Origin of the sequence: Micromonospora sp. C28ISP2-4 (genome assembly GCF_030519385.1) — a bacterium.
In the GTDB taxonomy this organism is placed as follows: domain Bacteria; phylum Actinomycetota; class Actinomycetes; order Mycobacteriales; family Micromonosporaceae; genus Micromonospora; species Micromonospora tulbaghiae.
This window is the reverse complement of the sequence record NZ_JAUMKG010000001.1, coordinates 130,664-156,504: the sequence shown is the minus strand read 5'-3', so window position 1 is coordinate 156,504 and position 25,841 is coordinate 130,664. Positions and strand designations below refer to the sequence as shown.

Here is a 25,841-nt window from a genome sequence, read left to right as displayed (position 1 = left end):
TAATAAGGGGCCCTTCCTTACACCCTCAGCAGGCGGTGCCGTTGAGCTTCACGCTGCCCGGGGTCGCGGCGGTGCCGTTGGCGGTGAAGCCGACGGTGACCGACGCGCCCGGCGCCAGCGACGATGCCCAGGCCGGCGCGGCAGCCGTGACGGTGGTGCCGGACTGCGTGACGGTGGCGTTCCAGCCGCTCGCCAGCGTCACCCCGGACGGCCAGGTCCAGGTGGCCGACCACGGGTTCACCGCGGCGGTGCCGGTGTTCTTGACCGTCAGCTCACCCTGGAAGCCGCCCGCCCAGGAGTTGATCTGCTTGTAGGTGGCGGTGCAGCCGCCGGTGACGGGCGGCGGCGGGGTGGTCGGCGCCGGCGAGGTGTTCGGCGTGCCGGTCGGGGACGGGCTGGTGGTGCCGCCACCACCGGTCGGCGGGATCAGGTACGGCGTGAGGATGTCCTGTTTCGGCTGGTTGATCGTGGTCCAGTCGTCGTTGGCGATGCCGCCGGTGTCACCGGAGTTCGGGTTCCACGACCAGTACGTGAACGACATGCCGTTCACGCCGGTGCCGGTGTACGCCATCAGGTTCTGCAGCCAGACCTTGTCCTTCGGGTCCTGGAGCGTGCTGCCGAACTCGCCCATCATGATCGGCGCGATGTTCTGCTTGTAGAGGTAGCCCCAGTACTTGTCCCAGATGGCCGGCATGTTCGCCGGGTACGACGGGTCGTCGAACCAGGCCTGCCGGTAGACCGACGTGGCGTACTCGTGCGGCGAGTAGACCAGCCGGTTCGCCACGTTCAGCCGGACCGGGAACTGCCCGGCCTTGGACAGGTTGCCGCCCCACCAGCCGCAGTCCTCGTCGTTGCTGGGGTCGTTGTCCCAGACGTTCGACAGGCCGCCGCTCGGGCAGCTCACCCCCTCCACGAAGATCAGCCAGTTGGGCTGCACGCCGAGGATCGCGTTGCCGGCCCGCTCGGCGGCCAGCCGCCAGTCCCGGGCGGTGTCGCCGCAGCCCCAGCAGGCGCCGGTGGCGGCCGGGTTGGTGCCTTCGGCGTGCGGCTCGTTGTGCAGGTCCGCGCCGATCACAGTGGTGTTGCCGGCGTACCGCTGGGCCAGCATCTTCCAGTCGTTGATCCAGGTCGCCTCGGAGACCGTCGAGGTGTACCAGAGCGGCGACTGCCCGGCCGACGTGGGCCGGTGCCGGTCCAGGATGACCCGCATCCCCTTGCTGCCCGCGTAGTCGATGACCTTGTCGAGGATCTGCAGCGGCGACAGCCCGATCAGGTCCGGGTTGACGAAGTCGTTGATGCCGGTCGCGGTCGCGCCGGACTTGAGCGCGTCGTTCGAGTACGGGATGCGCAGCGTGTTGTAGCCCAGCCGGGCCATCGTGTCGAGCTGCGAGCGCCACGGGTTGCTCGACCAGAGGCCGTGGAACGTCTTGTTGTCGGTCTCCATCCCGAACCAGTTGATGCCGGTCAGCCGGACTGTCGCGCCCGTACTGTCGACGATCTTGTTGCCGCTGGTGTGCAGGTAGCCGGTGCCGGTGCCACCGGCCGCCGCGGCGGCCGGCGCGGTGGAGACGGCGGCGGCGACGAGAACGCCGGCCGCGGCTGTGGCGAGCGCCGTCAGGGCGCCGCCGAGGGCGGTGCGTCGGTGCATGGAAGCTCCACTTCGGATGCCCGCGCCGCACGGGCGCCGCGGGCGGCAGGACCAGGAGGATCGGCCCGCTCCTCATCGAGTACGCGCGACAGCGCGCGCCGGGCCGGTCACGTGGACGGCCACCCGCGGGAATGCGCACCGGCGATCGTCGACGGCGCGGATCAGCCGTCGATGCCCTCGTGTCGGTGCCGGAACCAGGCTCCGCCGCTCATTCTGATCAGCCCACCTCGATGCGTCAACCCGGCCCGGACGCAGGTGAGCCCCCGGCCGACCCGGCCGGGGGCTCACCCGATTGTCCGTCCGCCGGCCTGCCCGGCCGGGGCGCTCGGCGTCAGCCGGCCTGCTCGGCGAGCTGGAGGAACTGCCGCTTCGAGGCGAGCGCCTGCTCGGCCTCCTTGATCCGGCGGGCGTCACCGGCGGCCTGGGCCCGGGCCAGCCGGTCCTCGGCCTCGGCGACCTGGGCGCGCATCTGCGCCAGCAGCGGGTTGTCCTCCTTGGAGGTGCGCCGCCACGCCGAGTCCATCACCTCGCGGACCTTGTCGTCCACGGCCCGCAGCCGGCGCTCCAGCCCGGCGGCGGCCTCGCGGGGCACCCGGCCGGCCTCGTGCCACTGCGCCTGGATCTCCCGCAGCTTCGCCTGGGCGCCCTTCGGGTCGCCGTCGACGTCGAGCGCCTCGGCCTCGGCCAGCAGCGCCTGCTTGCGCTCCAGGTTGGCGCGCTGCTCGTTGTCGCGCGCCGAGAAGACCTCGCTGCGGCGGGTGAAGAACTCGTCCTGCGCGGCGCGGAACCGTTCCCAGAGCTTCTGCTCGGCCTCCTTGGCGGCGCGCGGCGCGGCCTTCCACTGGGCCATCAGGTCCTTGAGCTGACCGGCGGTGACGCCCCAGTCGGTGGAGTCCTTGAGCTTCTCCGCCTCGGCGACCAGCTCCTCCTTGACCGTCTGCGCCTGCTTGCGCTGCTGGTCCAGGGAAGCGAAGTGGGCGCCCCGGCGGCGGGTGAAGCCGTCCCGCGCGGCGGCGAACCGCTTCCACAGCTCACCGTCGGTCTTCTTGTCGACGCCGCGGATGGTCTTCCACTCGTCGAGGATCTCCTTGAGCCGGTCGCCGGCGGTCTTCCAGCCGGTCGACTCGGCGGCCAGCTTCTCGGCCTCCTCGACCAGGGCGGTCTTGCGTGCCAGCGCCTCGCCCCGGGCGGCCTCGCGGGCGGCCTTGGCCTCGCCGGCCTTCTCCTCGGCGACGGTGGCCAGCTTGTCCAGGCGGGCGGCCAGGGCGTCGATGTCACCGACGACGTGCGCCTCGGCCAGCGACCCACGGATCCGGCGGATCGTGGTGAGGGAGTGGCCGGCATCGGCCGCGCCCGAGTTGAGCCGCGCCTCGGTCAGGTCGACCTCGGTCACCAGGTCGGCGTAGCGCCGGGCGAAGTGGGCGAGCCCTTCCTCCGGTGCCCCTGCCTGCCAGGATCCGACCACCCGCTCGCCCTCGGCGGTCTTGACGTAGACGGTGCCGTCCTCGTCGACCCGTCCGAAGGCAGTCCAGTCGCTCATGTGCCCATCCTCGTTCTCCCGGCGTCGAGGGGACAGCCCCCTCGTTCGCCGCCACGGCGCAGCAAACTTTCTCCCGGCATTGTCACAGGTCCGCCCCCGTCCGTGTCGAGCGCCTGTCGCCGACCGTGACCATACGGTGTTGTACGCCCCCGATGACCGGATCGGCGCGGGGACGCACCGGGGATCGGCGATAGGTTTGGGGCGTGCCCCTGGTCGCCGCCGCCGTCTGCCCCCACCCGCCGCTCATCGTGCCCGAGCTGGCCGGCGCCGCCGCGCCAGAGCTGGACGACCTGCGCGCCGCCGCCGACGCCGCTGTCGCCCGGCTGCTCGCCGCCGAGCCGGAAGCGATTCTGCTCGTCGGCGGCGGGCCGGAGACGGTCCGGTTCAACGCCGCCGAACACGGTTCGCTGCGGCCGTACGGGCTGGACCGGTACGTGCGGCTCTGGAAGGTCAACTGCGCCGGCGGGGACCGCCTTCCGTTGAGCCTGACCATCGGCGCCTGGCTGCTGAACCGCTCCGGCACCGAGCTGCCCCGGCTGGCCCGCTCGGTGGCGCACGACGCCACACCGGCGGAGTGCGCGGCGTTCGGCGCGAGCCTGATTCTCGACGACGATCCGCGGGTCGCGCTGCTCGTGCTCGGCGACGGGTCCGCCTGCCGGGGCGTCAAGGCGCCGGGGTACGACGACCCGCGCGCCGAGGCGTACGACGAGGGGGTCGCCGCGGCCCTGGCCGGCGCGGACGCCGACGCCCTGCGCGGCCTGGACCCGGAGCTGTCGGCGCAGCTGCGGGCCGCCGGGCGGGCGCCGTGGCAGGTGCTCGCAGGCGCGGTCGGCGCGGCGGGCGGCGACTGGCGCGGCGAGCTGAGCCACCACAGCGCCCCCTACGGCGTTGCCTACTTCGTGGCGAACTGGGAGCGGGCGTGACAGTCGTGGCGGTGGTCGGGCCGACCGCGGCCGGGAAGTCGGCACTGAGCATCGCGCTGGCGCACGCGCTCGACGGCGAGGTGGTGAACGCCGACTCGATGCAGCTCTACCGGGGCATGGACATCGGCACCGCCAAGCTGACGCCGGCCGAGCGCGAGGGCGTGCCGCACCACCTGCTGGACATCTGGCCGGTGACCGAGCCGGCCAGCGTCGCCGAATATCAGACGCTGGCCCGCGCGGCCGTCGACGACATCCTGGCCCGGGGCCGGGTGCCGCTGCTGGTGGGCGGCTCCGGGCTGTACGTGCGGGCGGTGCTGGAGAAGTTCGAGTTCCCCGGCACCGACCCGGCGCTGCGGGAGCGGCTGGAGGCGGAACTCGCGGCAGTGGGCCCCCTGCCGCTGCACGCGCGGCTGGCGAAGGCCGACCCGGGCGCGGCGGCGAGCATCCTGCCCACGAACGGGCGGCGGATCGTGCGGGCGCTGGAGGTGATCGAGCTGACCGGCGCGCCGTTCACCGCGTCGCTGCCGTCGCCCACGCCGTACTACCCGTCCGTGCAGCTCGGCGTCGACCTGGACACGCCGCTCCTGGACGAGCGGATCGCGCTGCGGGTGGACCGGATGTGGGCCGACGGCCTGGTCGACGAGGTGCGGGCGCTGGTCGGCGAAGGGCTGCCCGAGGGGCGGACGGCGAGCCGGGCGCTCGGCTACCAGCAGGTGCTGCGGTTCCTGGCCGGGGAGCTGACCGAGACGCAGGCGTACGAGGAGACGATCCGCGCCACCCGCCGGTTCGTGCGGCGGCAGCGCTCCTGGTTCCGGCGTGACCCGCGTGTCCACTGGCTGGACTCGGCGTCGCCCGCGTTTCTCGACACTGCCCTGCGGGTGGTCGCCGAGCATCGGCGATGATGGGGGCGTGGAGTTCACAAAGGGTCACGGCACCGGCAACGACTTCGTCATCCTGCCCGACCCGGACGGCGCCCTCGACCTGACGCCCGGCCTGGTCGCCGCGCTCTGCGACAGGCGGCGCGGCCTCGGCGGCGACGGCGTGCTGCGCGTCGTACGGGCCGCCAAGCACCCCGAGGGCGTCGCGTACGCGGGCGAGGCCGAGTGGTTCATGGACTACTGGAACTCCGACGGCTCGTTCGCCGAGATGTGCGGCAACGGGGCCCGCGTGTTCGTCCGCTACCTGCTGGACCGTTCGCTGGCCGCCCCGTCGGGCGGGACGCTGCCGATCGCCACCCGCGCCGGTCTGGTGCGGGCCCGCGTCGAGGGCGCGGACGTGGCGGTCGAGATGCGCCGCCCCCGGCTGTACGACACGGCCACCGCCACGCTCGGCGGGCTGACGCTGCCCGGCACCGCGGTGGACGTCGGCAACCCGCACCTGGTGTGCGCGCTGCCCCTCGCGCTGGAGCTGACCGGGCTGGACCTCACCCGCGCGCCCGAGGTCGACGCCTCGACGTTCCCGTCCGGGGTGAACGTCGAGTTCACCACGCCGGGCGAGCCGGTCGCCGGCACCGACGGGCACGTGCTGATGCGGGTCTACGAGCGCGGCTCGGCCGAGACGCTGTCCTGCGGTACCGGCGCGTGCGCGGTGGCGGCGGTGGCGTTGCGCGACGCCGGCCTGGACACCGGCACGGTGACTGTCGACGTCCCCGGCGGGCGTCTGACGGTCACCGTGACCGCCGATTCGTGCTGGCTCTCCGGCCCGGCGGTCCTGGTGGCGACCGGCACCCTCACGCCCGCAGCCCTGCACCCGTAGCCCTGCCCCGCCCCGCCCCGTGATGATCAACACCAGGTCGCCGAAGTGGTGGTGTCGCCGAGCCGCTGATGCCGCCACTTCCGCGAACTGGTGTTGATCAAGGGCGGTGATGCCGCCACTTCGGGGAAGTGGAGTCGGTCAGGCCGCGGGTGGGGCCTTGTGCCCGACGCGCCGGCCTCCGGAGGGTTGCTACTGGCGATCTTGGAAGATTCGGGCCCCCATGAGGGCCGTTTCCTTCCAAGATCTCGTGCGCATCCGCGCGCGCTCCGGCCAGCTCAGGGGGTGGCGCTGGCGTTGGCGGCGATCTCGGGGAGGTCGGCCGGACCCGGGTCGGCCGCCGGGGCCGGCGTCGCGGCCGGGTTCTGGGCGGCGGCGCGCACCGCGGCGGCCACCGCCGGAGCGACCCGGGAGTCGAAGACGCTGGGCACGATCACCGTCGGGTTGATCTTGTCCTCACCCACCACGTCCGCGATGGCCCGCGCGGCGGCGAGCGCCATCTCCTCGGTGAACTCCTCGGCGTGCGCGTCGAGCATGCCGCGGAACACGCCGGGGAAGGCGAGCACGTTGTTGATCTGGTTCGGCTGGTCCGAGCGGCCGGTGGCGACCACCGCGGCGTACTTGCGCGCCTCCCGCGGGTCCACCTCGGGGTCGGGGTTGGCGAGCGCGAAGACGATCGCGTCCTTCGCCATCTGGGCCACGTCCTCGCCGGTGAGCAGGTTCGGCGCGCTCACGCCGATGAACACGTCCGCGCCGCGTACCGCCCCGGCCAGGTCACCGGAGTAGTTCTCCTTGTTCGTGTTCTCGGCCAGCCACTGCCACGCCGGGTTGAGGTCCGGCAGTCCGCGGTGCAGGGCGCCCTGGCGGTCGTACGCGATGATGTCGCCCACGCCCTGACGCAGCAGCAGCTTCATGATCGCGGTGCCGGCCGCGCCGGCGCCGGAGACCACGACCCGGACGTCCGCGAGCTGCTTGCCCACGACGCGCAGCGCGTTCGTCAGCGCGGCCAGCACGCAGATCGCGGTGCCGTGCTGGTCGTCGTGGAAGACCGGGATGTCCAGCGCCTCGCGCAGCCGGGCCTCGATCTCGAAGCAGCGCGGCGCGGCGATGTCCTCCAGGTTGATCCCGCCGTACGCGGGCGCGATCGCCTTGACGATCGCCACGATCTCGTCGGTGTCCTGGGTGTCCAGCACGACCGGCCAGGCGTCCACCCCGCCGAAGCGCTTGAACAGCGCGGCCTTGCCCTCCATCACCGGCAGCGAGGCGGCCGGCCCGAGGTTGCCCAGGCCGAGCACGGCGGTGCCGTCGCTCACCACGGCGACGGTGTTGCGCTTGATGGTGAGCCGGCGGGCGTCGGCCGGGTTCTCCGCGATCGCCATGCAGACCCGGGCCACGCCCGGTGTGTACGCGCGGGACAGCTCGTCGCGGGTGCGCAGCGCGACCTTCGGGGTGACCTCGATCTTGCCGCCGAGGTGCAGCAGGAACGTGCGGTCGGAGACCTTGCGCACGTCCACCCCGTCGAGTGCGGTGAGCGCGTCGACGACCTGGTCGGCGTGGCCGGCGTCGGCGGTGTCGCAGGTGAGGTCGACGATCACGTTCGTGGGGTCCGAGTCGACCACGTCCAGCGCGGTGACGATGGCCCCGGCCTCGCCGGCGGCGGTGGTGAGCCGGCCGATGGAGGAGGCGTCGGCGGGTACCGCGATCCGGATGGTGATGGAGAATCCGGCACTCGGCAGTCGTGTGTTGGCCACGAGAAACTCCTCCGTCGGCGCTGAGCGGCTCGACTGGCATTTCTACTCGCCCGCCCTGCTCGCCCGGCATCCGCCCCCGCTACCAGTGGGTAGCGTCGCGGGCATAACACGCGTGCGCCCGGCGTTGTCACATGTCAGGATTGCTGTCACGCGCCGAAAATTCTCGGCGTTGCACGTAACGGACAGGAGACGCAGTTTGCGCGAGCAGGAGACCTTCCATCCCTACGAGGACGACGAGCTCGACGCCACCACCGGTGAGTACGAGCTGTCGGAGCGGCAGGCGCTGCGGCGGGTCCCCGGCCTCTCCACCGAACTCACCGACATCACCGAGGTCGAATACCGCCAGCTCCGGCTGGAGCGGGTCGTCCTGGTGGGGGTCTGGACCGAGGGCACGCAGACCGATGCCGACAACAGCCTCACCGAGCTGGCGGCGCTGGCTGAGACGGCCGGCTCGCAGGTGCTCGAAGGGCTGATCCAGCGCCGGCACCGGCCCGACCCGGCCACGTACATCGGCCGGGGCAAGGTCGACGACCTGGGCGCGGTGGTGCTCGCCACCGGCGCCGACACGATCATCTGCGACGGTGAGCTGTCGCCGTCGCAGCTGCGCAACCTGGAGCAGCGCACCAAGGTCAAGGTGGTCGACCGGACCGCCCTGATCCTCGACATCTTCGCCCAGCACGCCAAGAGCAAGGAGGGCAAGGCGCAGGTCGAGCTGGCCCAGCTCGAATACCTGCTGCCGCGCCTGCGCGGCTGGGGCGAGACGCTGTCCCGGCAGACCGGTGGTAGCGGTCGCGGCGGTGGCGCCGGCGGCGGCGTGGGCCTGCGTGGTCCCGGTGAGACCAAGCTGGAGACCGACCGGCGGCGGATCCGCCACCGCATCGCGCGGCTGCGCCGCGAGATCAAGAGCATGGCGACGGTACGCCAGACCAAGCGCGCCCGGCGCACCCGTAACGCCGTGCCCGCGGTGGCGATCGCCGGCTACACGAACGCCGGCAAGTCCAGCCTGCTCAACCGCCTGACCGGTGCGGGCGTGCTGGTGGAGAACGCGCTGTTCGCCACGCTGGACCCCACCACCCGCCGTGCCACCACGTCCGACGGGCGGCTCTACACGCTGTCCGACACGGTCGGGTTCGTCCGGCACCTGCCGCACCAGATCGTCGAGGCGTTCCGCTCGACGCTGGAGGAGGTCGCCGACGCCGACCTGGTCGTGCACGTGGTCGACGGCACCCACCCGGACCCGGAGGAGCAGGTCCGGGCGGTACGCGAGGTGCTCGCCGAGGTGGGCGCCGACCGGCTGCCGGAACTGCTGGTGGTGAACAAGACCGACGCCACCGACGAGGAGACGATGCTGCGGCTCAAGCGGCTCTGGCCGGACGCGGTCTTCGTCTCCGCCCACAGCGGGCGCGGGATCGACGAGATGCGCGAGACCGTCGAGCGGCGGCTGCCCCGGCCGGCCGTCGAGGTGCGTGCGGTGCTCCCGTACGACCGGGGTGACCTGGTCGCCCGGGTGCACCGGCAGGGTGAGGTGCTCAGCACCGCGCACCTGCCCGAGGGCACGCTGCTGCACGTGCGGGTCAACGAAGGGCTGGCCGCGGAGCTTGCGCCGTACCGGGCGGGTGACCGGCTGACCAGCGACGAGCGGGTGGGCGCCGGGCGGTGAGCCGTCCGGCGTCACCCGCCGGAAACCCGCGCCGTGCGACACTGAGCGTCATGCGGCACGTTGTCTCCTCGGTCACGCTCGCGCTCGGCCTGGTCGGCGCGGTCGTGGCGCCGGCCGGGCCGGCCCCGGCGGCTCCCGCCGCGGCCCCCGTGCTGGCCGCGGCTCCCAAGAAGAAGTGCACGGTCGAGGACAACCGCCTCCGCGAGCTGTCCGGCCTGGTGGCCACCAGCAACGGGTACGTCGTGATCAACGACGGCACGGAGGACGCCAGCCGCAAGCGGGTCTTCTACCTGGACGCCAAGTGCAATGTCGACAATGAGGTCCGGTACTCCGGTGACGGGCCCTTCGACACCGAGGACCTGGCGCTCGGGCCGGACCGCAAGACGCTCTGGATCGCCGACACCGGCGACAACGTGGAGAAGAAGACCCGCCGGGAGCGGGTAGCGGTGTGGACGATGCCGCTGAGCGGCTCGAAGCAGCCGGTGCTGCACCGGCTCAGCTACCCGGGCAAGGAGCCGCACGACGCGGAGGCCCTGCTCGTCGGCGACGACAACATGCCGCTGGTGATCACGAAGGAACTCTCCGGCAAGTCGGAGATCTACACCCCGACGGTGAAGCTGAAGGCGAGCGGCGACACCGAGGCGATCCCGATGAAGAAGGTCGGCGAGGTCACGCTGCCGAAGACCAGCACCGAGAACAAGCTCGGCTCACCCGGGCGGGCGCTCGTCACCGGAGCCGCCCGCTCACCCGACGGCAGCAAGGTCGTCCTGCGCACGTACGCCGACGCGTTCGAGTTCGACGTGACCGGCGGCGACATCGTCAAGGCGATCACCACCGGCAAGCCCCGGGTCACCCCGCTCGCCGACCCGTTCGGCGAGGCGATCTCCTACACGCCGGACGGCAAGTTGTTCGTCACCGTCTCCGACGGCGGCACGCTCGACGAGTCGGACCCGATCGACATCCTCAGCTACACCCCGTCGACCACCGGCGCCGAGGCGCTTCCCAACGGTGGCAAGGCCGACACCAAACCGGCCGCCCAGAAGTCGTGGCTCGAAGGGCTCTCGCTCGACGAGATCACGTACCTGATCGCGGCCGTCGGGGTGCTCGGCGCGCTCCTGGTCGGCGCGGGCGTCTTCGGCATCCTGCGGGCGCGGCGCAAGCCGGCGCCGCGGGCGCCCGCCGACGAGCCCGAGCGCAGCGGCGAGTTCCCGGTGAACAACGGCTTCCCGTCGGGCGAGCGGCCGGACACGCCGCGCGGAGGTGTCTACGGCGGCGGTCAGGGCGGCGTCTACGGCGGCGCGGCCAACGGCGACCGCCCGGCGTCCGGCGGTGTCTACGGCGGTGGCCGGCCGGGCGGCGGGGTGTACGGCGGCGGCCCCCAGGACGGTGGCCGTGGTCAGAGCGGTGGCCGTCCTCCGGGCGGAGCGCGCCCGCAGGGTGGCGGCGGTGTCTACGGCGGCGGCGGTGCCCCGGCCGGCGGCGGAGCGCGCGGTGGCGGCGTCTACGGCGGCGGAGGCCAGGGCGGACCGGGCGGCGGCCAGGGTGGTCCCGGCCGTGGCGGCCCGGGTGGCGGCCAGGGCAGTCCGGGCCGTGGCGGCCCGGGTGGCGGGCCGGGCGGGGCCGGATACCGCGGGCAGCCGAACGGCGGCGGGCCGCGGGGGGACGGCGGCCGAGCCGAGCCGCCGCGCCGCGGCCAGGAGCCGCGTGGCGGGCGCCGCGACGGTTACGACGACCAGGGCCGGTACGGCCCGGTGTCCGGCGGTGGCCGGGAGTACCGCGGCGACCGCTACTGAGACCACACGACGAAGGGGTGACCGGCCACCGGTCACCCCTTCGTCGTGTGCTGTCGGTCAGATGCGGCGCAGCACCGCCACCACACGACCCATGATGGTGGCGTCGTCGCCGGGGATCGGGTCGAAGGCCGGGTTCTGCGGCATCAGCCAGACGTGCCCGTCGCGGCGCCGGTAGGTCTTCACGGTCGCCTCCCCGTCGAGCATGGCGGCCACGATGTCGCCGACCTCGGCGTTCGGCTGCTGCCGGACGACCACCCAGTCGCCGTCGCAAATCGCCGCGTCGAGCATCGAGTCGCCCTTGACCTGGAGCATGAAGACCTCGCCCTCGCCGACCAGCTCGCGGGGGAGGGGGAAGATGTCCTCCACCGCCTGCTCGGCCAGGATCGGCCCACCGGCGGCGATACGGCCCAGCATCGGCACGTACGCCGGTGCGGGCCGCTGCGCGCGGGCCGCCTCGTCGTCCGCCTCGCCCGGCGCGCGGACGTCGACGGCGCGCGGGCGGTTCGGGTCGCGGCGCAGGAAGCCCTTCTTCTCCAGCTCCTTGAGCTGGTAGGCGACGCTGGACGGGGACACCAGCCCGACTGCCTCGCCGATCTCGCGCACGCTCGGCGGGTAGCCGTGGCGCTCGACCCAGTTTCGGATGAACTCCAGGATCCGCCGCTGCCTGGCGGTCAGGTCGACTGTCGCCGGGTCGGGGAAGCTGCTCACCACCGGGGTGACCGGACGCACCGCCGCGGGGGCGGTGCGGCTGCGGGCGGTGCGGGGGCGACGGGTCGCCGGAGGACCCGCCCCGTCGTTCGGCTGCGGGTTCTTCTGCCGGCTGGCCCGGTCCTCGGTCACGTCCGTCCCTCCCTGGTCGGCGCTGGGGTGCCTCGTCGGCTCGTGGTGCGTGTGGTCTGACCGTATAGGTGAGATCGGCCATTTTCAAACATCTGTACGACCTGCTGTCGGCGTGTCGCGCCGAATTCCTGGATTTCCGAACTGGTGTTCTGATAGAAGGGTACGCCGCTCGAACGGATGTTCTATCCCGGCGGGCCCGTGACTAGCACGGGAGGCCGTCCGTTGGGCTCCTCGGCGACGTCGCGCCGGGCGTGATCCTGACGACTCGCCGGACACGCCCGTCAACTTGACCTCGCTTGGGGTTCGGCATACGGTCGACCCCTAGATGTAGTAGTCACACGGGCGTAAGTTGCCTACAGGTTGGGTTCAACTACCGAACGCACTCCCGCACCGCGCACTCGGCGACGGTCATCCGACGATGGCCCCGCCGTGTCGACGCGTGCCCGGGAACCGGTAGGTGTGCCCGCGATCGACTCAGGAGGTCGGGCGAATGCGGTGTCCGTACTGCCGGCACGCCGACTCCCGCGTCGTCGACTCGCGGGAGGCCGACGACGGCCAGCTCATCCGGCGGCGACGGTCCTGCCCGGAGTGCGGCAAGCGGTTCACCACAGTCGAGGAGGCCGTGCTCGCGGTGGTCAAGCGCAGCGGGGTGACCGAGCCGTTCAGCCGTACGAAGATCATCGGTGGGGTGCGCAAGGCGTGCCAGGGGCGGCCGGTCGACGACGACTCGATCGCGCTGCTGGCACAGAAGGTCGAGGAGACCGTACGGGCCAAGGGGGCGGCCGAGATCCCCAGCCACGAGGTGGGTTTGGCCATCCTCGGCCCGTTACGTGACCTCGACGAAGTGGCCTACATGCGGTTCGCCAGCGTCTACCGGTCCTTCGACTCGCTCGCCGACTTCGAGCGCGAGATCGAGACGCTGCGGGCCGCCGCGCGCGCCCGGGAGGGCGCCGGTGCCGGTGCGGCGGACGCCGCCGGCGCGATCAGCTGACATTTTCGGGTTTCTGACAGTTACACGAGGCGCGGTGGGTGACCGTGCCGACGAGGGGGGCGAGGGCGTGACGACCAGCAAGTCACGGAACAAGGCCGGGGCAGGGCTGAAGATCGAGCGCGTCTGGACGACCGAGGGGGTGCATCCCTACGACGAGGTCGCCTGGGAGCGCCGCGACGTCGTCATGACGAACTGGCGGGACGGCTCGATCAACTTCGAGCAGCGCGGGGTGGAGTTCCCCGAGTCCTGGTCGGTGAACGCGGCGAACATCGTGACCACCAAGTACTTCCGGGGCGCGGTGGGGACCCCGGAGCGGGAGTGGTCGCTGCGGCAGCTGATCGACCGGGTGGTCGACACCTACCGCACCGCCGGTGAGGAGTACGGCTACTTCGCCACCCCGGCCGACGCCGAGGTGTTCGCGCACGAGCTGACCTGGATGCTGCTGCACCAGGTGTTCAGCTTCAACTCGCCGGTGTGGTTCAACGTCGGCACGCCGTCGCCGCAGCAGGTCAGCGCCTGCTTCATCCTGTCGGTCGACGACTCGATGGACTCCATCCTCGACTGGTACAAGGAGGAGGGGCGGATCTTCCAGGGCGGCTCGGGCGCCGGGGTCAACCTGTCCCGCATCCGCTCCTCGAAGGAGCTGCTCTCCTCCGGCGGCACCGCCTCCGGCCCGGTCAGCTTCATGCGCGGCGCGGACGCCTCCGCCGGCACCATCAAGTCCGGTGGCGCCACCCGGCGCGCGGCCAAGATGGTCATCCTCGACGTGGACCACCCGGACATCGAGGAGTTCGTGGCGACCAAGGCGCGCGAGGAGGACAAGATCCGCGCGCTGCGCGACGCCGGGTTCGACATGGACCTGGGCGGCGCCGACATCGTCAGCGTGCAGTACCAGAACGCCAACAACTCGGTCCGCGTCTCGGACGAGTTCATGTCCGCCGTGGAGAACGGCGGCGGCTTCGACCTGCGTGGCCGGCTCGACGGGCAGACCATCGAGACGATCGACGCGAAGAAGCTGTTCCGCACCATCTCCCAGGCCGCGTGGGAGTGCGCCGACCCGGGCCTGCAGTACGACGACACCATCAACGACTGGCACACCTGCCCGGAGACCGGGCGGATCACCGCGTCGAACCCGTGCTCGGAGTACCTGCACCTGGACAACTCCTCGTGCAACCTGGCCTCGCTGAACCTGATGAAGTTCCTCCGCGCCGACGGCGGCTTCGATGTGGAGAAGTTCGTCAAGTCGGTCGAGTTCGTCATCACCGCGATGGACATCTCGATCTGCTTCGCCGACTTCCCGACCGAGAAGATCGGTGAGACCACCCGCGCCTACCGGCAGCTCGGCATCGGGTACGCCAACCTGGGCGCGCTGCTGATGGCCTCCGGCCTGCCGTACGACTCGGAGCAGGGCCGGGAGGTGTCCGCCGCGATCACCTCGCTGATGACCGGCACCGCCTACCGCCGTTCCGCCGAGCTGGCCGGCATCGTCGGCCCGTACGACGGCTACGCCCGTAACGCCGAGCCGCACAAGCGGGTCATGCGCAAGCACGCCGCCGCCAACGACGCGATCAAGCCGACCGGCACCGTGGCCACCGCCGTGCAGCGCGAGGCCACCAAGCAGTGGACGCTCGGCAACAAGCTCGGTGACAAGCACGGCTGGCGCAACTCGCAGGCCAGCGTGCTTGCCCCGACCGGCACCATCGGCCTGATGATGGACTGCGACACCACAGGTGTCGAGCCGGACCTGGCACTGGTGAAGTTCAAGAAGCTGGTCGGCGGCGGCTCGATGCAGATCGTCAACCAGACCGTGCCGCGCGCCCTGCGCAGCCTCGGCTACCCCGAGGAGCAGGTCGAGGCGATCGTCGAGCACATCGCCGACCACGGCCACGTGGTGGACGCCCCGGGCCTGAAGCCGGAGCACTACCCGGTCTTCGACTGCGCCATGGGCGAGCGCTCGATCGCGCCGATGGGCCACGTGCGGATGATGGCGGCCGTCCAGCCGTTCATCTCCGGCGCCATCTCCAAGACGGTGAACATGCCGGAGCAGGCCACCGTCGAGGACATCGAGAAGATCTACTTCGAGGGCTGGAAGCTCGGCCTGAAGGCGCTGGCGATCTACCGGGACAACTGCAAGGTCGGCCAGCCGCTGTCGGCGGCGAAGAAGAAGGACGCCAAGGCGGACACGGCCGCCGTCGCGCAGGCCGCGCCGGAGAAGGTCGTGGAGAAGGTCGTCGAGTACCGCCCGGTGCGCAAGCGGCTGCCGAAGAAGCGCCCGTCGGAGACCATCTCGTTCTCGGTCGGCGGCGCGGAGGGCTACCTCACCGCCTCGTCCTACCCGGACGACGGCCTCGGCGAGGTCTTCCTCAAGATGTCGAAGCAGGGCTCGACCCTGGCCGGCGTGATGGACGCCTTCTCGGTGGCCATCTCCATCGGTCTCCAGTACGGCGTCCCGCTGGAGACGTACGTCAGCAAGTTCACGAACATGCGCTTCGAGCCGGCCGGTATGACCGACGACCCGGACGTGCGCATGGCCGCCTCGGTGATGGACTACATCTTCCGTCGCCTGGCGCTGGACTTCCTGCCGTACGACCGCCGCGCCGAGCTGGGCATCTTCACCGCCAAGGAGCGGGCCGCCCAGCTCGCGGCCGAGGCGGAGGCGGAGGCGAGCGGTGCGGACCTCACCGCGATGGCCGCCTCCGCCCCGGTCGAGGCGCCCGAGCCGAAGACCGGCCCGATCGCGCAGCCGGCGCAGGAGGTGGCGGACGCCGCAGCCGTGAAGCCCGCGCCGTCTGTGGGTTCCAGCACCGAACTGCTGGAGGCCGTGATCGGCAAGGCCGCGGACGCGCCGCTCTGCTTCACCTGCGGCACGAAGATGCGGCCCGCCGGTAGCTGCTACGTCTGCGAGGGCTGCGGCTCCACCAGCGGCTGCAGCTGACACCTGAGTCGCATCTGCTGCGACAGCGACCGCCCGACCCGCTGGAGGGTCGGGCGGTCGCTGTCGCAGGGGTGTGGTGTCGTCTGACGGGGCCGGTACGCCGACGAGGCGCACGAGCCGGCGTGTCGTCGATCGTCAGACGGACGGGTCCCAGGCGATGAGCTGGTCGAAGATGCGGCGGTCGCCGTGCAGCTCCAGCTTCGGGGAATCCGGCGTCATGCGGCCGTAGAAGAACAGGACCAGGTCACTGGCAGTGCCCCGGGCGGAGACGTCGGCCGTGTCCGAGTCCTCGCCGGCGGCCGGCTCGCCGAGGCGGCTGGCCCGTGCGCCGTCGCCGGACAGCCGAAGGCGCCACGAGCGGCCCTCGGTGGCGTGGTATTCGACGACGGCGGGTTCGTGCGGCCAGGCGACATCCGTCGAGCAGAGGGTGAACTGGCAGTCGTCGAAAGCGTCGAGGGCGACCTCGTCCGGCAGCGGCTCCGGGTTCCCCACGGCGAGCTGAGCGTCGTAGGTGTGCACCGCGATCTCGGCGACCTGGCGCCGACCCCATGCACCGGACGTTTCCGGTGACTGCGAATCACCCCACCACGTCCAGCACCGGCGGTCCGGGCCGGCCTCGCGAAGCGCGCTCGTCAGCCGCTCGACGGACTCGCTCCACCAGGCCAGGAGCGCCTCGCGTTCCCGAGGCGCACCCGTGCCGTCGTCCCACGCGGACTTGTCCGGGGGAACGTCGGCCGGCCCCGCGGCGACGATGGCGGCCGACCGGCGGCGGCCCATGCCCAGGTGCTGTACGAGATCGAACAGCGTCCACTCCGGACAGCTCGGCACCGGCGCGTCGAGGCTGGGCGCCGCAGCGACAGCGGCGTGGAAGGCAGTCGACCGGTCGTCGATCAGCCGCAGGTGATCGGAAAACGTGAGGATTGTGCGCACCCGGGCTTTCTATCAGTGTTCTTCGACGAACGGACAGCGGTTTTAACAGCTCACGCGGCGGGCGGTGCCGGCGGTCATACCTCACCGCGTACGCGAGCTGGAATGCTCGGGCGATGAGCACTACCGACATCTATCGGGTCTTCGCCGAGCGTGAGACGCGCGGTGTGTCCCCGGCGTACGAGCGGTTGTCGCGGGCGGTGGCCGGTGACCCGGAGCTGCTCGCCCTGCTCGACACGCTGCCGCCGGCGAAGCGTCAGCCGAACCTGCTGTTCGGGGTGGTGCGGCTGCGCGGCGGGCCGGTGGACGACCCGGCGGCGTTCCGCGCGTACGTGATGGCGCACTGGCCGGACGTCGCGGCGCAGATGCGGGTCCGGGCGACGCAGACGAACGAGGCGGGGCGCTGCGCGGTGCTGCTGCCGGTGCTCGCCGCGTTGCCGCAGCCGCTGGCGTTGCTGGAGGTCGGCGCGTCCGCCGGGCTGTGCCTCTACCCCGACCGGTACGCCTACCGCTACGGCGGGCATCGGCTCGGCGACGGGGAGCCGGTGCTCGACTGTGACCTGACGGGCACCTATCCGCCGCAGCGGCGCCCGGAGGTGGTGTGGCGGGCGGGTCTGGACGTGAACCCGCTCGACGTCACCGATCCGGCCGACGTGGCGTGGCTGGACGCGCTGATCTGGCCGGAACACCGGCACCGCCGGGAACGGCTGCGCGCCGCGGCGGCGGTAGCGGCGGCCGATCCGCCGCTGCTGGTACGCGGTGACCTGGTCGACGACCTGCCGGCGCTGGCGGCGCAGGCCCCGGCCGGGGCGACGCTCGTGGTGTTCCACAGTTCGGTGCTCTACCAGGTGCCGCCGGAACGCCGCGCGGCCTTCACCGCGCTGGTACGCACGCTGCCCGGCCACTGGATCGCCAACGAGGACCCCTCGGTGCTGCCCCACGCCGACCTGCCCGTGCCGCCCGCCCAAGGCTTCCACAACGTCCTGGCCCTGGACGGCCACCCGCTCGCCTGGACGACGGGCCACGGCCAGTCCCTAACCTGGTTCGGCTGACCACCCCGCACGCCCTGCTCCCGGCGATCATGAAGTTGGCGGCGAGACACGCCGACGCCACGGCCGCCAACTTCATGATCGACGAAGGGTGGGGTCGGGCGAGGGCGGGTGGGTCGGGCTAGGGCGGGTGGGCGTTGACTAGGGTCGGCGGGCGTGACCGAACCTGCCTGGCTGGTCGAGACGCGTGCCGCCTACGACACAGTCGCCGAGGACTACGCGCGGCTGCTGCCCGACGTCGTGGAGCCGCCGCTGGACCGGGCCCTGCTCACCGCGTTCGCCGAGACGGTCAGGCCGGGCCGGCCCGTGCTGGAGGTGGGCTGCGGCACCGGCCGCGTCACTGCCCACCTGCACCGGCTCGGCCTCGACATCAGCGGCGTCGACCTCTCGCCCGGCATGGTGGCGGTGGCCCGCCGCGCGTACCCGGACCTGCGCTTCGAGGTCGGGTCGCTGACCGAGCTGGCCGTGCCGGACGGATCGCTGGCCGGGCTGGTGTCCTGGTACTCAGTCATCCACCTGCCACCGGAGCTGCTGCCCGAGGTGTTCGCCGGTTTCCGCCGGGTGCTCGTCCCGGGCGGTCACCTGCTGCTCGCGGTGAAGGCCGGCGACCGGCTCGACCGACGGGAGCAGGCATACGGCCACTCCGTCGCCTTCGACGTCTACTGGCTGTCCCCGGATCGGCTGGTCGCGCAGCTCACGGCGGCCGGGTTCGCGGTGTCGGCGACGACGGTCCGCGCGCCGGTCGGCGGGGAGCGGCAGTCCCAGGCGTTCCTGCTCGCGCAGCGTCCGGCCGACTGAACTCTCCGGCACCACTCGCCGCAGCCGACACCCGATCTGCACCCCTCGTGAGGACGGGGCAGCGAAGAGTGGTCGTCCTGGCTAGGGTTGACGATCTCGGCGGAGGGAGACGTCATGCGCGCCCGGTTGCTCCTCGCGTCGATGCTGCCCTTGCTCTGGGGCGGTGTCGTCGGCTGGTGGACCCCGCGCGGGCCCGGCACCGTGGGCCTGGCACTCACCTCTGTCGCGGTGAGCCTCGCCGTCGGGCTGGCCGCACTGCGCGAGGCCGACCGCAGCCAGTACGCCGACACCGTGGCCTGGGCCCGTCGCACCGGACGGACGGCGCTCGCGGACCGGATGACCGCGCAGGGTCCGCCGCCCTACCGCGACGTCTGGGCGTACGAGCCGTTGCTGGCCAACGAGGCCGGGGCCTTCCCTGTCGACCGGGAAGGCGCGAGCGAGGACGAGACCGGGACCGTCGGCAACCTGGGCGTCTCCGAATACAGCCTGCTGGAGAAGGTGCACCTGTTCGGGTTCCTGGACGGCTGGGACGTGCTCTACCCCCGGTTGCAGGAGATCGACTTCCGGCGTGACGTGCGGCAGCTCGCCGTGCCGGCGTACTTCGTGGACGGCGCGCAGGAGGTGCCGGGCCGGCTGCGCCTGTTCGACGAGTGGTACGCGCAGCTCCAGGCACCGGGCAAGGACCACCTGGTGATCCCGCGTGCCGGGCACCGTTCGATGTTCGAGCGGCCCGAGGCGTTCGTGCCGTACCTGGAACGCCTCGGGACCGGCGGCGGCCCGGGCGGCAACTAGGGCGGCAGGGCGTCCGTAGACTTCAGCGGTGCGTGACGAGCTGGCGGGACGGCCCCTTACCGAACCGCACCCGTCGCGGCTGTCGCCGGACCACCCGGGGCGGGAACGCATCCTCGCCGCGCACACCGCCGCCCTGGCCGCCGGGGAGGCCGGCTACCTGGACCCGGAGACCGGGCTGTTCGTGCTCAGCGCGGGCTTCCTTGCGCGGCGCGGCACGTGCTGCGGGCGAGGGTGTCGGCACTGTCCGTACGTGGCCGATTAGGGGGCTTCCGTCCCCGCTGGGGCACCCCGTACGGTGTCCGACGGAACTCCGGCGGGCCGGACCCGCCGCCGACCGCGGAGGTCTCCCGTGCGTGCCCGTATCTGGCTGGCCGTTCCGGCCGTCCTGCTCGCCGCCGGCTGCGCCGAGGAGGCGCCGACCGAGACCGGCCCGCCCGCCCCGCCGCCGCCGGTCCCGGTCGCGGCGGCGTCCTCGGGCGGGGCGTGCCGGCTGCTCGACTTCGCGGTGATCGCCGAGCACACCGGCGGCACGTTCGACGTGGCGGCGGCCACCGAGCGGGGTGACACCCACACGTGCGTGGTCCGCGCGGCCGGGGCGGTGCTGCCGGAGCTGACGCTGTCGGTGACCGAGACGTCGATCGACGCGGCCACGTTCGCCCTGGACGTGCAGCCGAGCGGCGCGGCGAAGATCAGCAAGCTGGGCAAGGCCGCCTACCGGCGCACGCTGCCCAAGACGGCGAAATCCGGCCCGGCGGCCGAGGTCGGCTGGCTGGCCACCGAGGGGCGGCTCGCCACCCTGCGCTGGACCGCCCCGGCCGGCACCGCGAAGGCGGAGGCGGACAAGACGGCCGGCAAGCTGGTCACGCTGGCCAAGGTGATCGACACCAGACAGCTCTGACCGAAGGTCGCCAAAGCAGCTCTGACCGGAGGTCGCCAACCAGCTCTGACCGAAGGTCGGGTCAGCGGGCCGCGACGAACACCCGGGACGCCACCTCGCGGGGGAGCCGTACGCGGTCACCGGAGCGGTCGATGGAGACGGCGTCGCGTTCCTGCGCCACAGTCACCGTCGCGCCCGGGTCGACGCCGGCGGCGTGCAACTGCCGGAGCACGTCCGAGTCGGTCTGCACGCTCTCGCAGATCCGCCGCACCACGACCGGGCCGGACAGGCCGGGGAAGGCCAGGTTGCGCTCGCCCTCGACGGCGTCGGCAAGCGTCTGGCCCGGGTCGCCCAGCTCGGCCAGGCCCGGGATCGGGTTGCCGTACGGCGAGCGGGTCGGGCGGTTGAGCAGGTCGAAGACCCGCTTCTCCACCGCGTCGCTCATCACGTGCTCCCACCGGCAGGCCTCTTCGTGGGCCTCCTCGTAGGGCATCCCGATCACGTTCACCAGCAGCAACTCGGCCAGCCGGTGCTTGCGCATCACCGACACGGCGGTGTTGCGCCCCTGCGGCGTGAGAGTCAGGTGCCGGTCGCCCTCGACCGTGAGCAGGCCGTCGCGCTCCATGCGGGCGACGGTCTGGCTGACGGTCGGACCACTCTGCTTCAGCCGCTCGGCGATGCGGGCACGAAGCGGCGGCACCCCCTCCTCCTCGAGTTCGAGGATGGTGCGCAGGTACATCTCGGTGGTGTCAACAAGGTCGTGCTTCACGTCTGCGGCCTCCTGGGCTCCGATGGTACCCGCTCCCACCGACCATCGACGCAGGCGAAGCCGGAGGTGGCGGGCCGAATGGTGTTGACTGGGCCGCATGCCCGCCACCGCAGACCTGCTGGTCGAGCCCGACCGGCTCGCCGCCGAACTCGATCACGCCGACCCGCCGACCCTGCTCGACGTCCGCTGGCGGCTGACCGGCCCGCCCGGACGCGACGACTACACCGCCGGCCACCTGCCCGGCGCCGTCTTCGTCGACCTGGACACGGAGCTGTGCGGGCCGCCCGGCGCCGCCGGCCGGCACCCGCTTCCGGACCCGGCGGCACTGCAGGCCGCGCTGCGGGCCGCCGGCGTCCGCGCTGGTCATCCCGTTGTGGTGTACGACGGCGGCGACGGCATGTCCGCCGCCCGCGCCTGGTGGACGCTGCGCTGGGCCGGGCACCGGCTGGTGCGGGTGCTGCACGGCGGCTTCCCGGCCTGGACGGCTGCCGGGCTGCCGGTCGACACGAGCGTGCCCGCACCGGTCCCGGGCGACGTCACCGTGGCGCCCGGCGCGTTGCCGGTGCTGGACGCCGCCGCTGCCGCCCGGCTCGCCGCCGCCGGACCCGGCGTGCTGATCGACGTACGGGCCGCGCCGCGCTACCGGGGCGAGCACGAGCCGGTCGACCCGGTCGCCGGTCACGTGCCGGGCGCTGTCAACCTGCCCGCCCCGGAGTACGTCACGCAGGGCCGGTTCCCCGGCACCGAGGCGCTGCGGGAGCGGTTCGCCGCCGCCGGGGTGGACACGGACGCGCCCGTCGGTGCGTACTGCGGCTCCGGGGTGACCGCCGCGCAGGCGGTGCTCGCGTTGCATCTGGCCGGTCGTCCGGACGCCGCGTTGTACGTCGGCTCGTGGAGCGAGTGGGTGGCCGACCCGGACCGTCCGGTCGCGACCGGCGGACCGTCCGGCCGGTGAGCGTACGACTGGTGGGCGCGCCCCGGGCCACGTGCGACGATGGCCGCATGGCCGACGACACGGTGGTGGTGTGGGACGAGGGTCTCCTCGCCTACGACATGGGCGACCATCCCCTCGACCCGGTCCGGGTCGAGCTGACCATGGCGCTCGCCCGCGAGTTGGGTGTGCTGGACCGGCCCGGCGTGCGGCTGGTCAAGCCCGAGCCGGCCGACGACGCGCTGCTCACCCGCGTACACGATCCGGCCTACCTGGACGCGGTCCGGTCCGCGCCGCGCGATCCGCTGTTCGCCGGTTTCGGTCTGGGCACGTCGGACAATCCGGTCTTCGACGGGATGCACGAGTCGAGCGCGCTGATCGCCGGCGCCACGACGGCCGCCGCCGAGGCGGTGTGGCGCGGCGAGGCCCGCCGCGCGGTGAGCGTGGCCGGCGGGCTGCACCACGCGATGCCCGCCCGGGCCGCCGGGTTCTGCGTCTACAACGACCCGGCCGTGGCCATCGCGCGGCTGCTCGACCTCGGCGCGCAGCGGATCGCGTACGTGGACGTGGACGTGCACCACGGCGACGGCGTGCAGGAGATCTTCTACCGCGACCCGCGGGTGCTCACGATCAGCCTGCACGAGACGCCGCTCGCGCTGTTCCCCGGCACCGGGTTCCCGGACGAGACCGGCGGCCCGGGCGCGGAGGGCACAGCCGTGAACGTGCCGCTGCCACCGGGGGTGGGCGACGCCGGCTGGCAGCGGGCGTTCCACGCGATCGTGCCGTCGGTGCTGCGGGCGTTCCGGCCGCAGGTGCTGGTCACCCAGTGCGGCGCCGACGGGCACCGCAAGGATCCGCTGGCCGACCTGCACCTCTCCGTGGACGGGCAGCGGGCCACCTACCGCGCGCTGCGGGCGCTCGCCGACGAGCTGTGCGACGGCCGCTGGGTCGCCACCGGCGGCGGCGGGTACGCGCTCGTCGAGGTGGTGCCCCGGGCCTGGACGCACCTGCTGGCGGTCGCCACCGGAGAGCCGGTCGACCCGGCCACGCTGACCCCGCCGGGCTGGCGGGATCTGGCCGCGCGGCGGCGACCCGGGCACGAGGTGCCGTTGCGGATGACCGACGACGTGGACCCGTCGTACCAGCCGTGGCAGCCCAGCGGCGAGCCGAACGCGGTGGACCGGGCCGTCGCGGCCACCCGCAAGGCGGTCTTCCCGCTGCTCGGGCTCGATCCGCACGACCCGCGCGACTGAGCCGGCGGCAGGGGAGGACCGACCGGTGACCACCGTCGAACAACCGGTGGACGTGCTGCTCAGCGACGGCACTACCGTCCAGCTGCGACAGATCCGTCCGGAGGACGCGCCCGAGATCGTGGCCATGCACGGCCGTTTCTCCGAGCGCACCCGATACCTGCGCTACTTCTCGCCGTACCCGCGTATCCCGGAACGCGACCTGAAGCGCTTCGTCAACGTCGACCACCGCGACCGGGAGGCGTTCGTGGTGCTGGCCGGCGAGCGGATCGTCGCCGTCGGCCGGTACGAGCGGCTCGGCCCCGCCTCGCCCGAGGCGGAGGTGGCGTTCGTGGTCGAGGACGCCTACCAGGGCCGGGGCATCGGGTCGGTGCTGCTGGAACATCTGGCCGACGCGGCCGGACGCAACGGCATCGTGCACTTCGTCGCCGAGGTGCTTCCCGCCAACGGGGCGATGCTGCGGGTCTTCGCCGACTTCGGCTACCAGGTCCAGCGCCAGTACGCCGACGGCGTGGTGCACCTGAGCTTCCCCATCGCGCCCACCGAGGCGACGCTCGAGGTGCAGCGCGGCCGGGAACACCGCACCGAGGCGCGGTCGATCGCCCGGCTGCTCGCGCCGCGCGGCATCGCCGTGTACGGCGCCAGCACCACCGGCCAGGGCGTCGGCGCGGCGCTGCTCGGGCACCTGCGCGACGCCGGCTTCGCCGGGGCGATAGTGCCGGTGCACCCGAGCGCGGCGACGGTGGCGGGGCTGCCCGCGTACCCGTCGGCGGCCGACGCCGGCCAGGACATCGACCTGGCCGTGGTGGCGGTCCCGCCGGACGCGGTGACCGACGTGGTGCGCGACGCCGCCCGCGCGGGCGCGCACGGCCTCGTGGTGATCTCGGCCGGGTTCGCCGAGTCCGGCCCGGCCGGCGCGGCGGCGCAGCGCGCGCTGGTCCGCGCCGCGCACCTGGCCGGCATGCGGGTGGTCGGCCCGAACTGCCTCGGCGTCGCCAACACCGACCCGGCGGTACGCCTCAACGCCACGCTCGCCCCGGTGCTGCCCGCGGCGGGCCGGGTCGGCGTGTTCAGCCAGTCCGGCGCGTTCGGGGTGGCGCTGCTGGCCGAGGCGTCCCGGCGCGGGCTCGGCCTGTCCAGCTTCGTCTCGGCCGGCAACCGGGCCGACGTGTCCGGCAACGACCTGTTGCAGTACTGGCAGGACGACCCGGCCACCGACGTCATCACGCTCTACCTGGAGACGTTCGGCAACCCGCGCAAGTTCGCCCGGCTGGCCCGGCGCATCGGGCGCCGCAAGCCGGTGGTGGCGCTCGCCTCGCTGGCCCGGCCGCCGGGCGTGGGGGAGGCGCCCGCGCTGGACGCGGCGGCGGTGAGCGCGCTGTTCGCCCAGTCCGGGGTGATCCGGGTCGACACCGTGTCCGAGCTGCTCGACGTGGGCGTGCTGCTGGCCCACCAGCCGCTGCCGGCCGGGCGCCGGGTGGCGGTGGTGGGCAACTCGTCGGCGCTGACCGGGCTGGCCGCGACCGCCTGCGCGGCCCAGGGACTGACGGTCGCCGACGGCTACCCGCGGGACGTCGGGCCGAGCGCCGGGGCCGCCGCGTACGCCGCCGCGCTCGGCGAGACCGTGGCCGACGAGCGGGTGGACGCCGTGGTGGCGGTGTTCGCGCCGCCGTTGCCGGGCCAGCTCGCCGATCCGGTGGCCGACTTCGCGGCGGCGCTGCCCGACGCGCGGGTCACCGGCAAGCCGGTGGTGGCGACGTTCCTGGCCGGGCTGGTGCCGGCCGGTGTACCGGCGTACCCGAGCGTGGAGGAGGCGGTGCGCGCGCTGGGCCGGGTGACCGCGTACGCGGACTGGCTGCGCCGGCCCGCCGGTGTGCTGCCGGAACTGACCGACGTGGACCGCGCGGCGGGGCACGCCGCGCTGCGGCCGGACGGTGCCGACTCGGCGGCGTTGCTGCGCGCGTACGGGATCGACGTGGTGGACTCGGTGCCGGCCCGCTCGGCCGAGGAAGCGGCGGCGGTGGGGGAGCGGCTCGGCTGGCCGGTGGCGCTCAAGGCCGCCGCCCCCGGGCTGCGGCACCGCCTCGACCTCGGCGCGGTACGCCTCGACCTGGCCGACGCCGCCGCGCTGCGCCGCGCGTACGCCGAGATGGCGCCGGTGTTCGGCGCGGAGGTGCTGGTCCAGCCGATGGTCGCGCCGGGTGTGGCGTGCGTGGTGGAGCTGGTGGAGGATCCGGCGTTCGGGCCGGTGGTCGGGTTCGGGCTGGGTGGCGTGGCGACCGAGCTGCTGGGCGACCGGGCCTGGCGCGCGGTTCCGCTCACCGACCGGGACGCCGCCGAGCTGGTCGACGAGCCCCGGGCGGCGCCGCTGCTGCGCGGGCACCGGGGCGCCGCGCCGGTGGACCGGGCGGCCCTGGTCGACCTGCTGGTGCGGGTCGGCCGCCTCGCCGACGAGCAGCCCCGGGTGCGGTCGCTCACGCTCAACCCGGTGCTGGTCCGGCCGGACGGCATCTCGGTGCTGCACGCCACTGTGCGTACCGGCGCGGAATCCCCGCGCCCCGACACGGGCCCCCGGCGGTTGTAAGGAAGGGCCCCTTATTAACGCCTCCGGTAGA

General features: G+C 73.1%; 21 protein-coding genes. 15 read left to right on the top strand and 6 right to left on the bottom strand.

Features of this window, described 5'->3' with window-relative positions; all coding sequences use genetic code 11:
* Positions 1-25: 25 nt before the first annotated feature.
* Together Q3W68_RS00715 and Q3W68_RS00710 are read right to left on the bottom strand one after the other, a co-directional pair.
* Complete coding sequence (locus Q3W68_RS00715) at positions 26-1,648, bottom strand: cellulase family glycosylhydrolase (protein WP_302903620.1); 1,623 nt, start codon at positions 1,646-1,648, stop codon at positions 26-28.
* Between the two features lie 331 nt (positions 1,649-1,979).
* Entirely contained in the window at positions 1,980-3,188 is a 1,209-nt protein-coding gene (locus tag Q3W68_RS00710; protein ID WP_128138216.1) for a DUF349 domain-containing protein, read from the bottom strand.
* A 203-nt stretch (positions 3,189-3,391) separates the two neighbouring features.
* On the opposite strand from Q3W68_RS00710, the gene Q3W68_RS00705 reads away from it, so the two are divergent.
* From Q3W68_RS00705 to dapF, 3 genes are read left to right on the top strand one after another with little or no spacing between them, the layout of a single operon-like run.
* Positions 3,392-4,111 carry a hypothetical protein gene (locus tag Q3W68_RS00705; RefSeq protein ID WP_302903619.1) on the top strand — a complete coding sequence of 240 codons (720 nt, stop codon included), beginning with the start codon at positions 3,392-3,394 and terminating at the stop codon, positions 4,109-4,111.
* Positions 4,096-5,013, top strand: a complete 918-nt coding sequence (gene miaA, locus Q3W68_RS00700) for a tRNA (adenosine(37)-N6)-dimethylallyltransferase MiaA (protein ID WP_302904921.1) — start codon at positions 4,096-4,098, stop codon at positions 5,011-5,013. The genes Q3W68_RS00705 and miaA overlap by 16 nt, the downstream gene beginning before the upstream one ends.
* A 7-nt stretch (positions 5,014-5,020) precedes the next feature.
* Entirely contained in the window at positions 5,021-5,866 is an 846-nt protein-coding gene (gene dapF, locus Q3W68_RS00695; protein ID WP_302903618.1) for a diaminopimelate epimerase, read from the top strand.
* Between the two features lie 275 nt (positions 5,867-6,141).
* Here dapF and Q3W68_RS00690 read toward each other — a convergent pair whose 3' ends face one another.
* Positions 6,142-7,614 carry an NAD-dependent malic enzyme gene (locus Q3W68_RS00690; RefSeq protein ID WP_302903617.1) on the bottom strand — a complete coding sequence of 491 codons (1,473 nt, stop codon included), beginning with the start codon at positions 7,612-7,614 and terminating at the stop codon, positions 6,142-6,144.
* A gap of 196 nt (positions 7,615-7,810) precedes the next feature.
* Between Q3W68_RS00690 and hflX the strand changes: the two genes are divergently transcribed.
* Both hflX and Q3W68_RS00680 read left to right on the top strand, forming a co-directional pair.
* Complete coding sequence (gene hflX, locus Q3W68_RS00685; RefSeq protein WP_302903616.1) at positions 7,811-9,274, top strand: GTPase HflX; 1,464 nt, start codon at positions 7,811-7,813, stop codon at positions 9,272-9,274.
* Between the two features lie 50 nt (positions 9,275-9,324).
* Complete coding sequence (locus Q3W68_RS00680; RefSeq protein WP_302903615.1) at positions 9,325-11,067, top strand: hypothetical protein; 1,743 nt, start codon at positions 9,325-9,327, stop codon at positions 11,065-11,067.
* A gap of 57 nt (positions 11,068-11,124) precedes the next feature.
* Here the strand turns inward: Q3W68_RS00680 and lexA are convergent, their stop codons facing one another.
* Positions 11,125-11,907 carry a transcriptional repressor LexA gene (gene lexA / locus Q3W68_RS00675; protein WP_013284750.1) on the bottom strand — a complete coding sequence of 261 codons (783 nt, stop codon included), beginning with the start codon at positions 11,905-11,907 and terminating at the stop codon, positions 11,125-11,127.
* 490 nt (positions 11,908-12,397) lie between these two features.
* Between lexA and nrdR the strand changes: the two genes are divergently transcribed.
* Entirely contained in the window at positions 12,398-12,898 is a 501-nt protein-coding gene (gene nrdR, locus Q3W68_RS00670; RefSeq protein ID WP_013284751.1) for a transcriptional regulator NrdR, read from the top strand.
* Positions 12,899-12,932: 34 nt separating this feature from the next.
* Positions 12,933-15,833, top strand: a complete 2,901-nt coding sequence (locus tag Q3W68_RS00665) for a vitamin B12-dependent ribonucleotide reductase (RefSeq protein ID WP_302903614.1) — start codon at positions 12,933-12,935, stop codon at positions 15,831-15,833.
* Between the two features lie 135 nt (positions 15,834-15,968).
* On the opposite strand, the gene Q3W68_RS00660 is transcribed toward Q3W68_RS00665, so the two are convergent.
* On the bottom strand, positions 15,969-16,763 hold the full coding sequence (locus tag Q3W68_RS00660) for a maleylpyruvate isomerase N-terminal domain-containing protein (RefSeq protein ID WP_302903613.1): 795 nt from the start codon (positions 16,761-16,763) through the stop codon (positions 15,969-15,971).
* Between the two features lie 113 nt (positions 16,764-16,876).
* Between Q3W68_RS00660 and Q3W68_RS00655 the strand changes: the two genes are divergently transcribed.
* The 5 genes from Q3W68_RS00655 to Q3W68_RS00635 all read left to right on the top strand — a co-directional run bounded on the left by Q3W68_RS00655 (position 16,877) and on the right by Q3W68_RS00635 (position 20,297).
* Complete coding sequence (locus Q3W68_RS00655; protein WP_302903612.1) at positions 16,877-17,812, top strand: DUF2332 domain-containing protein; 936 nt, start codon at positions 16,877-16,879, stop codon at positions 17,810-17,812.
* Between the two features lie 153 nt (positions 17,813-17,965).
* On the top strand, positions 17,966-18,607 hold the full coding sequence (locus Q3W68_RS00650) for a class I SAM-dependent methyltransferase (protein WP_302903611.1): 642 nt from the start codon (positions 17,966-17,968) through the stop codon (positions 18,605-18,607).
* A gap of 114 nt (positions 18,608-18,721) precedes the next feature.
* The gene (locus Q3W68_RS00645; protein ID WP_302903610.1) at positions 18,722-19,399 is read left to right on the top strand and encodes an alpha/beta fold hydrolase; all 678 of its coding nucleotides are present in this window, start codon (positions 18,722-18,724) and stop codon (positions 19,397-19,399) included.
* A gap of 28 nt (positions 19,400-19,427) precedes the next feature.
* Entirely contained in the window at positions 19,428-19,661 is a 234-nt protein-coding gene (locus Q3W68_RS00640) for a DUF5522 domain-containing protein (protein WP_289256343.1), read from the top strand.
* 87 nt (positions 19,662-19,748) lie between these two features.
* Complete coding sequence (locus Q3W68_RS00635) at positions 19,749-20,297, top strand: hypothetical protein (protein WP_302903609.1); 549 nt, start codon at positions 19,749-19,751, stop codon at positions 20,295-20,297.
* Positions 20,298-20,358: 61 nt separating this feature from the next.
* Here Q3W68_RS00635 and Q3W68_RS00630 read toward each other — a convergent pair whose 3' ends face one another.
* Positions 20,359-21,045, bottom strand: a complete 687-nt coding sequence (locus Q3W68_RS00630) for a metal-dependent transcriptional regulator (protein WP_030274585.1) — start codon at positions 21,043-21,045, stop codon at positions 20,359-20,361.
* 97 nt (positions 21,046-21,142) lie between these two features.
* Between Q3W68_RS00630 and Q3W68_RS00625 the strand changes: the two genes are divergently transcribed.
* Genes Q3W68_RS00625 through Q3W68_RS00615 form a run of 3 tightly spaced genes read left to right on the top strand, consistent with a single transcriptional unit; the run spans position 21,143 to position 25,810 of the window.
* Positions 21,143-22,000, top strand: a complete 858-nt coding sequence (locus Q3W68_RS00625) for a sulfurtransferase (RefSeq protein ID WP_302903608.1) — start codon at positions 21,143-21,145, stop codon at positions 21,998-22,000.
* Positions 22,001-22,047: 47 nt separating this feature from the next.
* Positions 22,048-23,229 (top strand): acetoin utilization protein AcuC, encoded by a 1,182-nt coding sequence (locus tag Q3W68_RS00620; RefSeq protein ID WP_302903607.1) that lies wholly within the window; start codon positions 22,048-22,050, stop codon positions 23,227-23,229.
* A 25-nt stretch (positions 23,230-23,254) separates the two neighbouring features.
* Positions 23,255-25,810, top strand: a complete 2,556-nt coding sequence (locus tag Q3W68_RS00615) for a bifunctional GNAT family N-acetyltransferase/acetate--CoA ligase family protein (protein ID WP_302903606.1) — start codon at positions 23,255-23,257, stop codon at positions 25,808-25,810.
* Positions 25,811-25,841 lie beyond the last annotated feature (31 nt).

Excerpts from the sequence above, each read along its gene's own strand:
- Q3W68_RS00680 (WP_302903615.1), top strand. The coding sequence starts at position 9,325 with ATGCGGCACGTTGTCTCCTCGGTCACGCTCGCGCTCGGCCTGGTCGGC.
- Q3W68_RS00710 (WP_128138216.1), bottom strand. The coding sequence starts at position 3,188 with ATGAGCGACTGGACTGCCTTCGGACGGGTCGACGAGGACGGCACCGTC.
- Q3W68_RS00715 (WP_302903620.1), bottom strand. The coding sequence starts at position 1,648 with ATGCACCGACGCACCGCCCTCGGCGGCGCCCTGACGGCGCTCGCCACA.
- Q3W68_RS00625 (WP_302903608.1), top strand. The coding sequence starts at position 21,143 with ATGCCCGCCACCGCAGACCTGCTGGTCGAGCCCGACCGGCTCGCCGCC.
- nrdR (WP_013284751.1), top strand. The coding sequence starts at position 12,398 with ATGCGGTGTCCGTACTGCCGGCACGCCGACTCCCGCGTCGTCGACTCG.
- Q3W68_RS00655 (WP_302903612.1), top strand. The coding sequence starts at position 16,877 with ATGAGCACTACCGACATCTATCGGGTCTTCGCCGAGCGTGAGACGCGC.
- Q3W68_RS00620 (WP_302903607.1), top strand. The coding sequence starts at position 22,048 with ATGGCCGACGACACGGTGGTGGTGTGGGACGAGGGTCTCCTCGCCTAC.
- Q3W68_RS00645 (WP_302903610.1), top strand. The coding sequence starts at position 18,722 with ATGCGCGCCCGGTTGCTCCTCGCGTCGATGCTGCCCTTGCTCTGGGGC.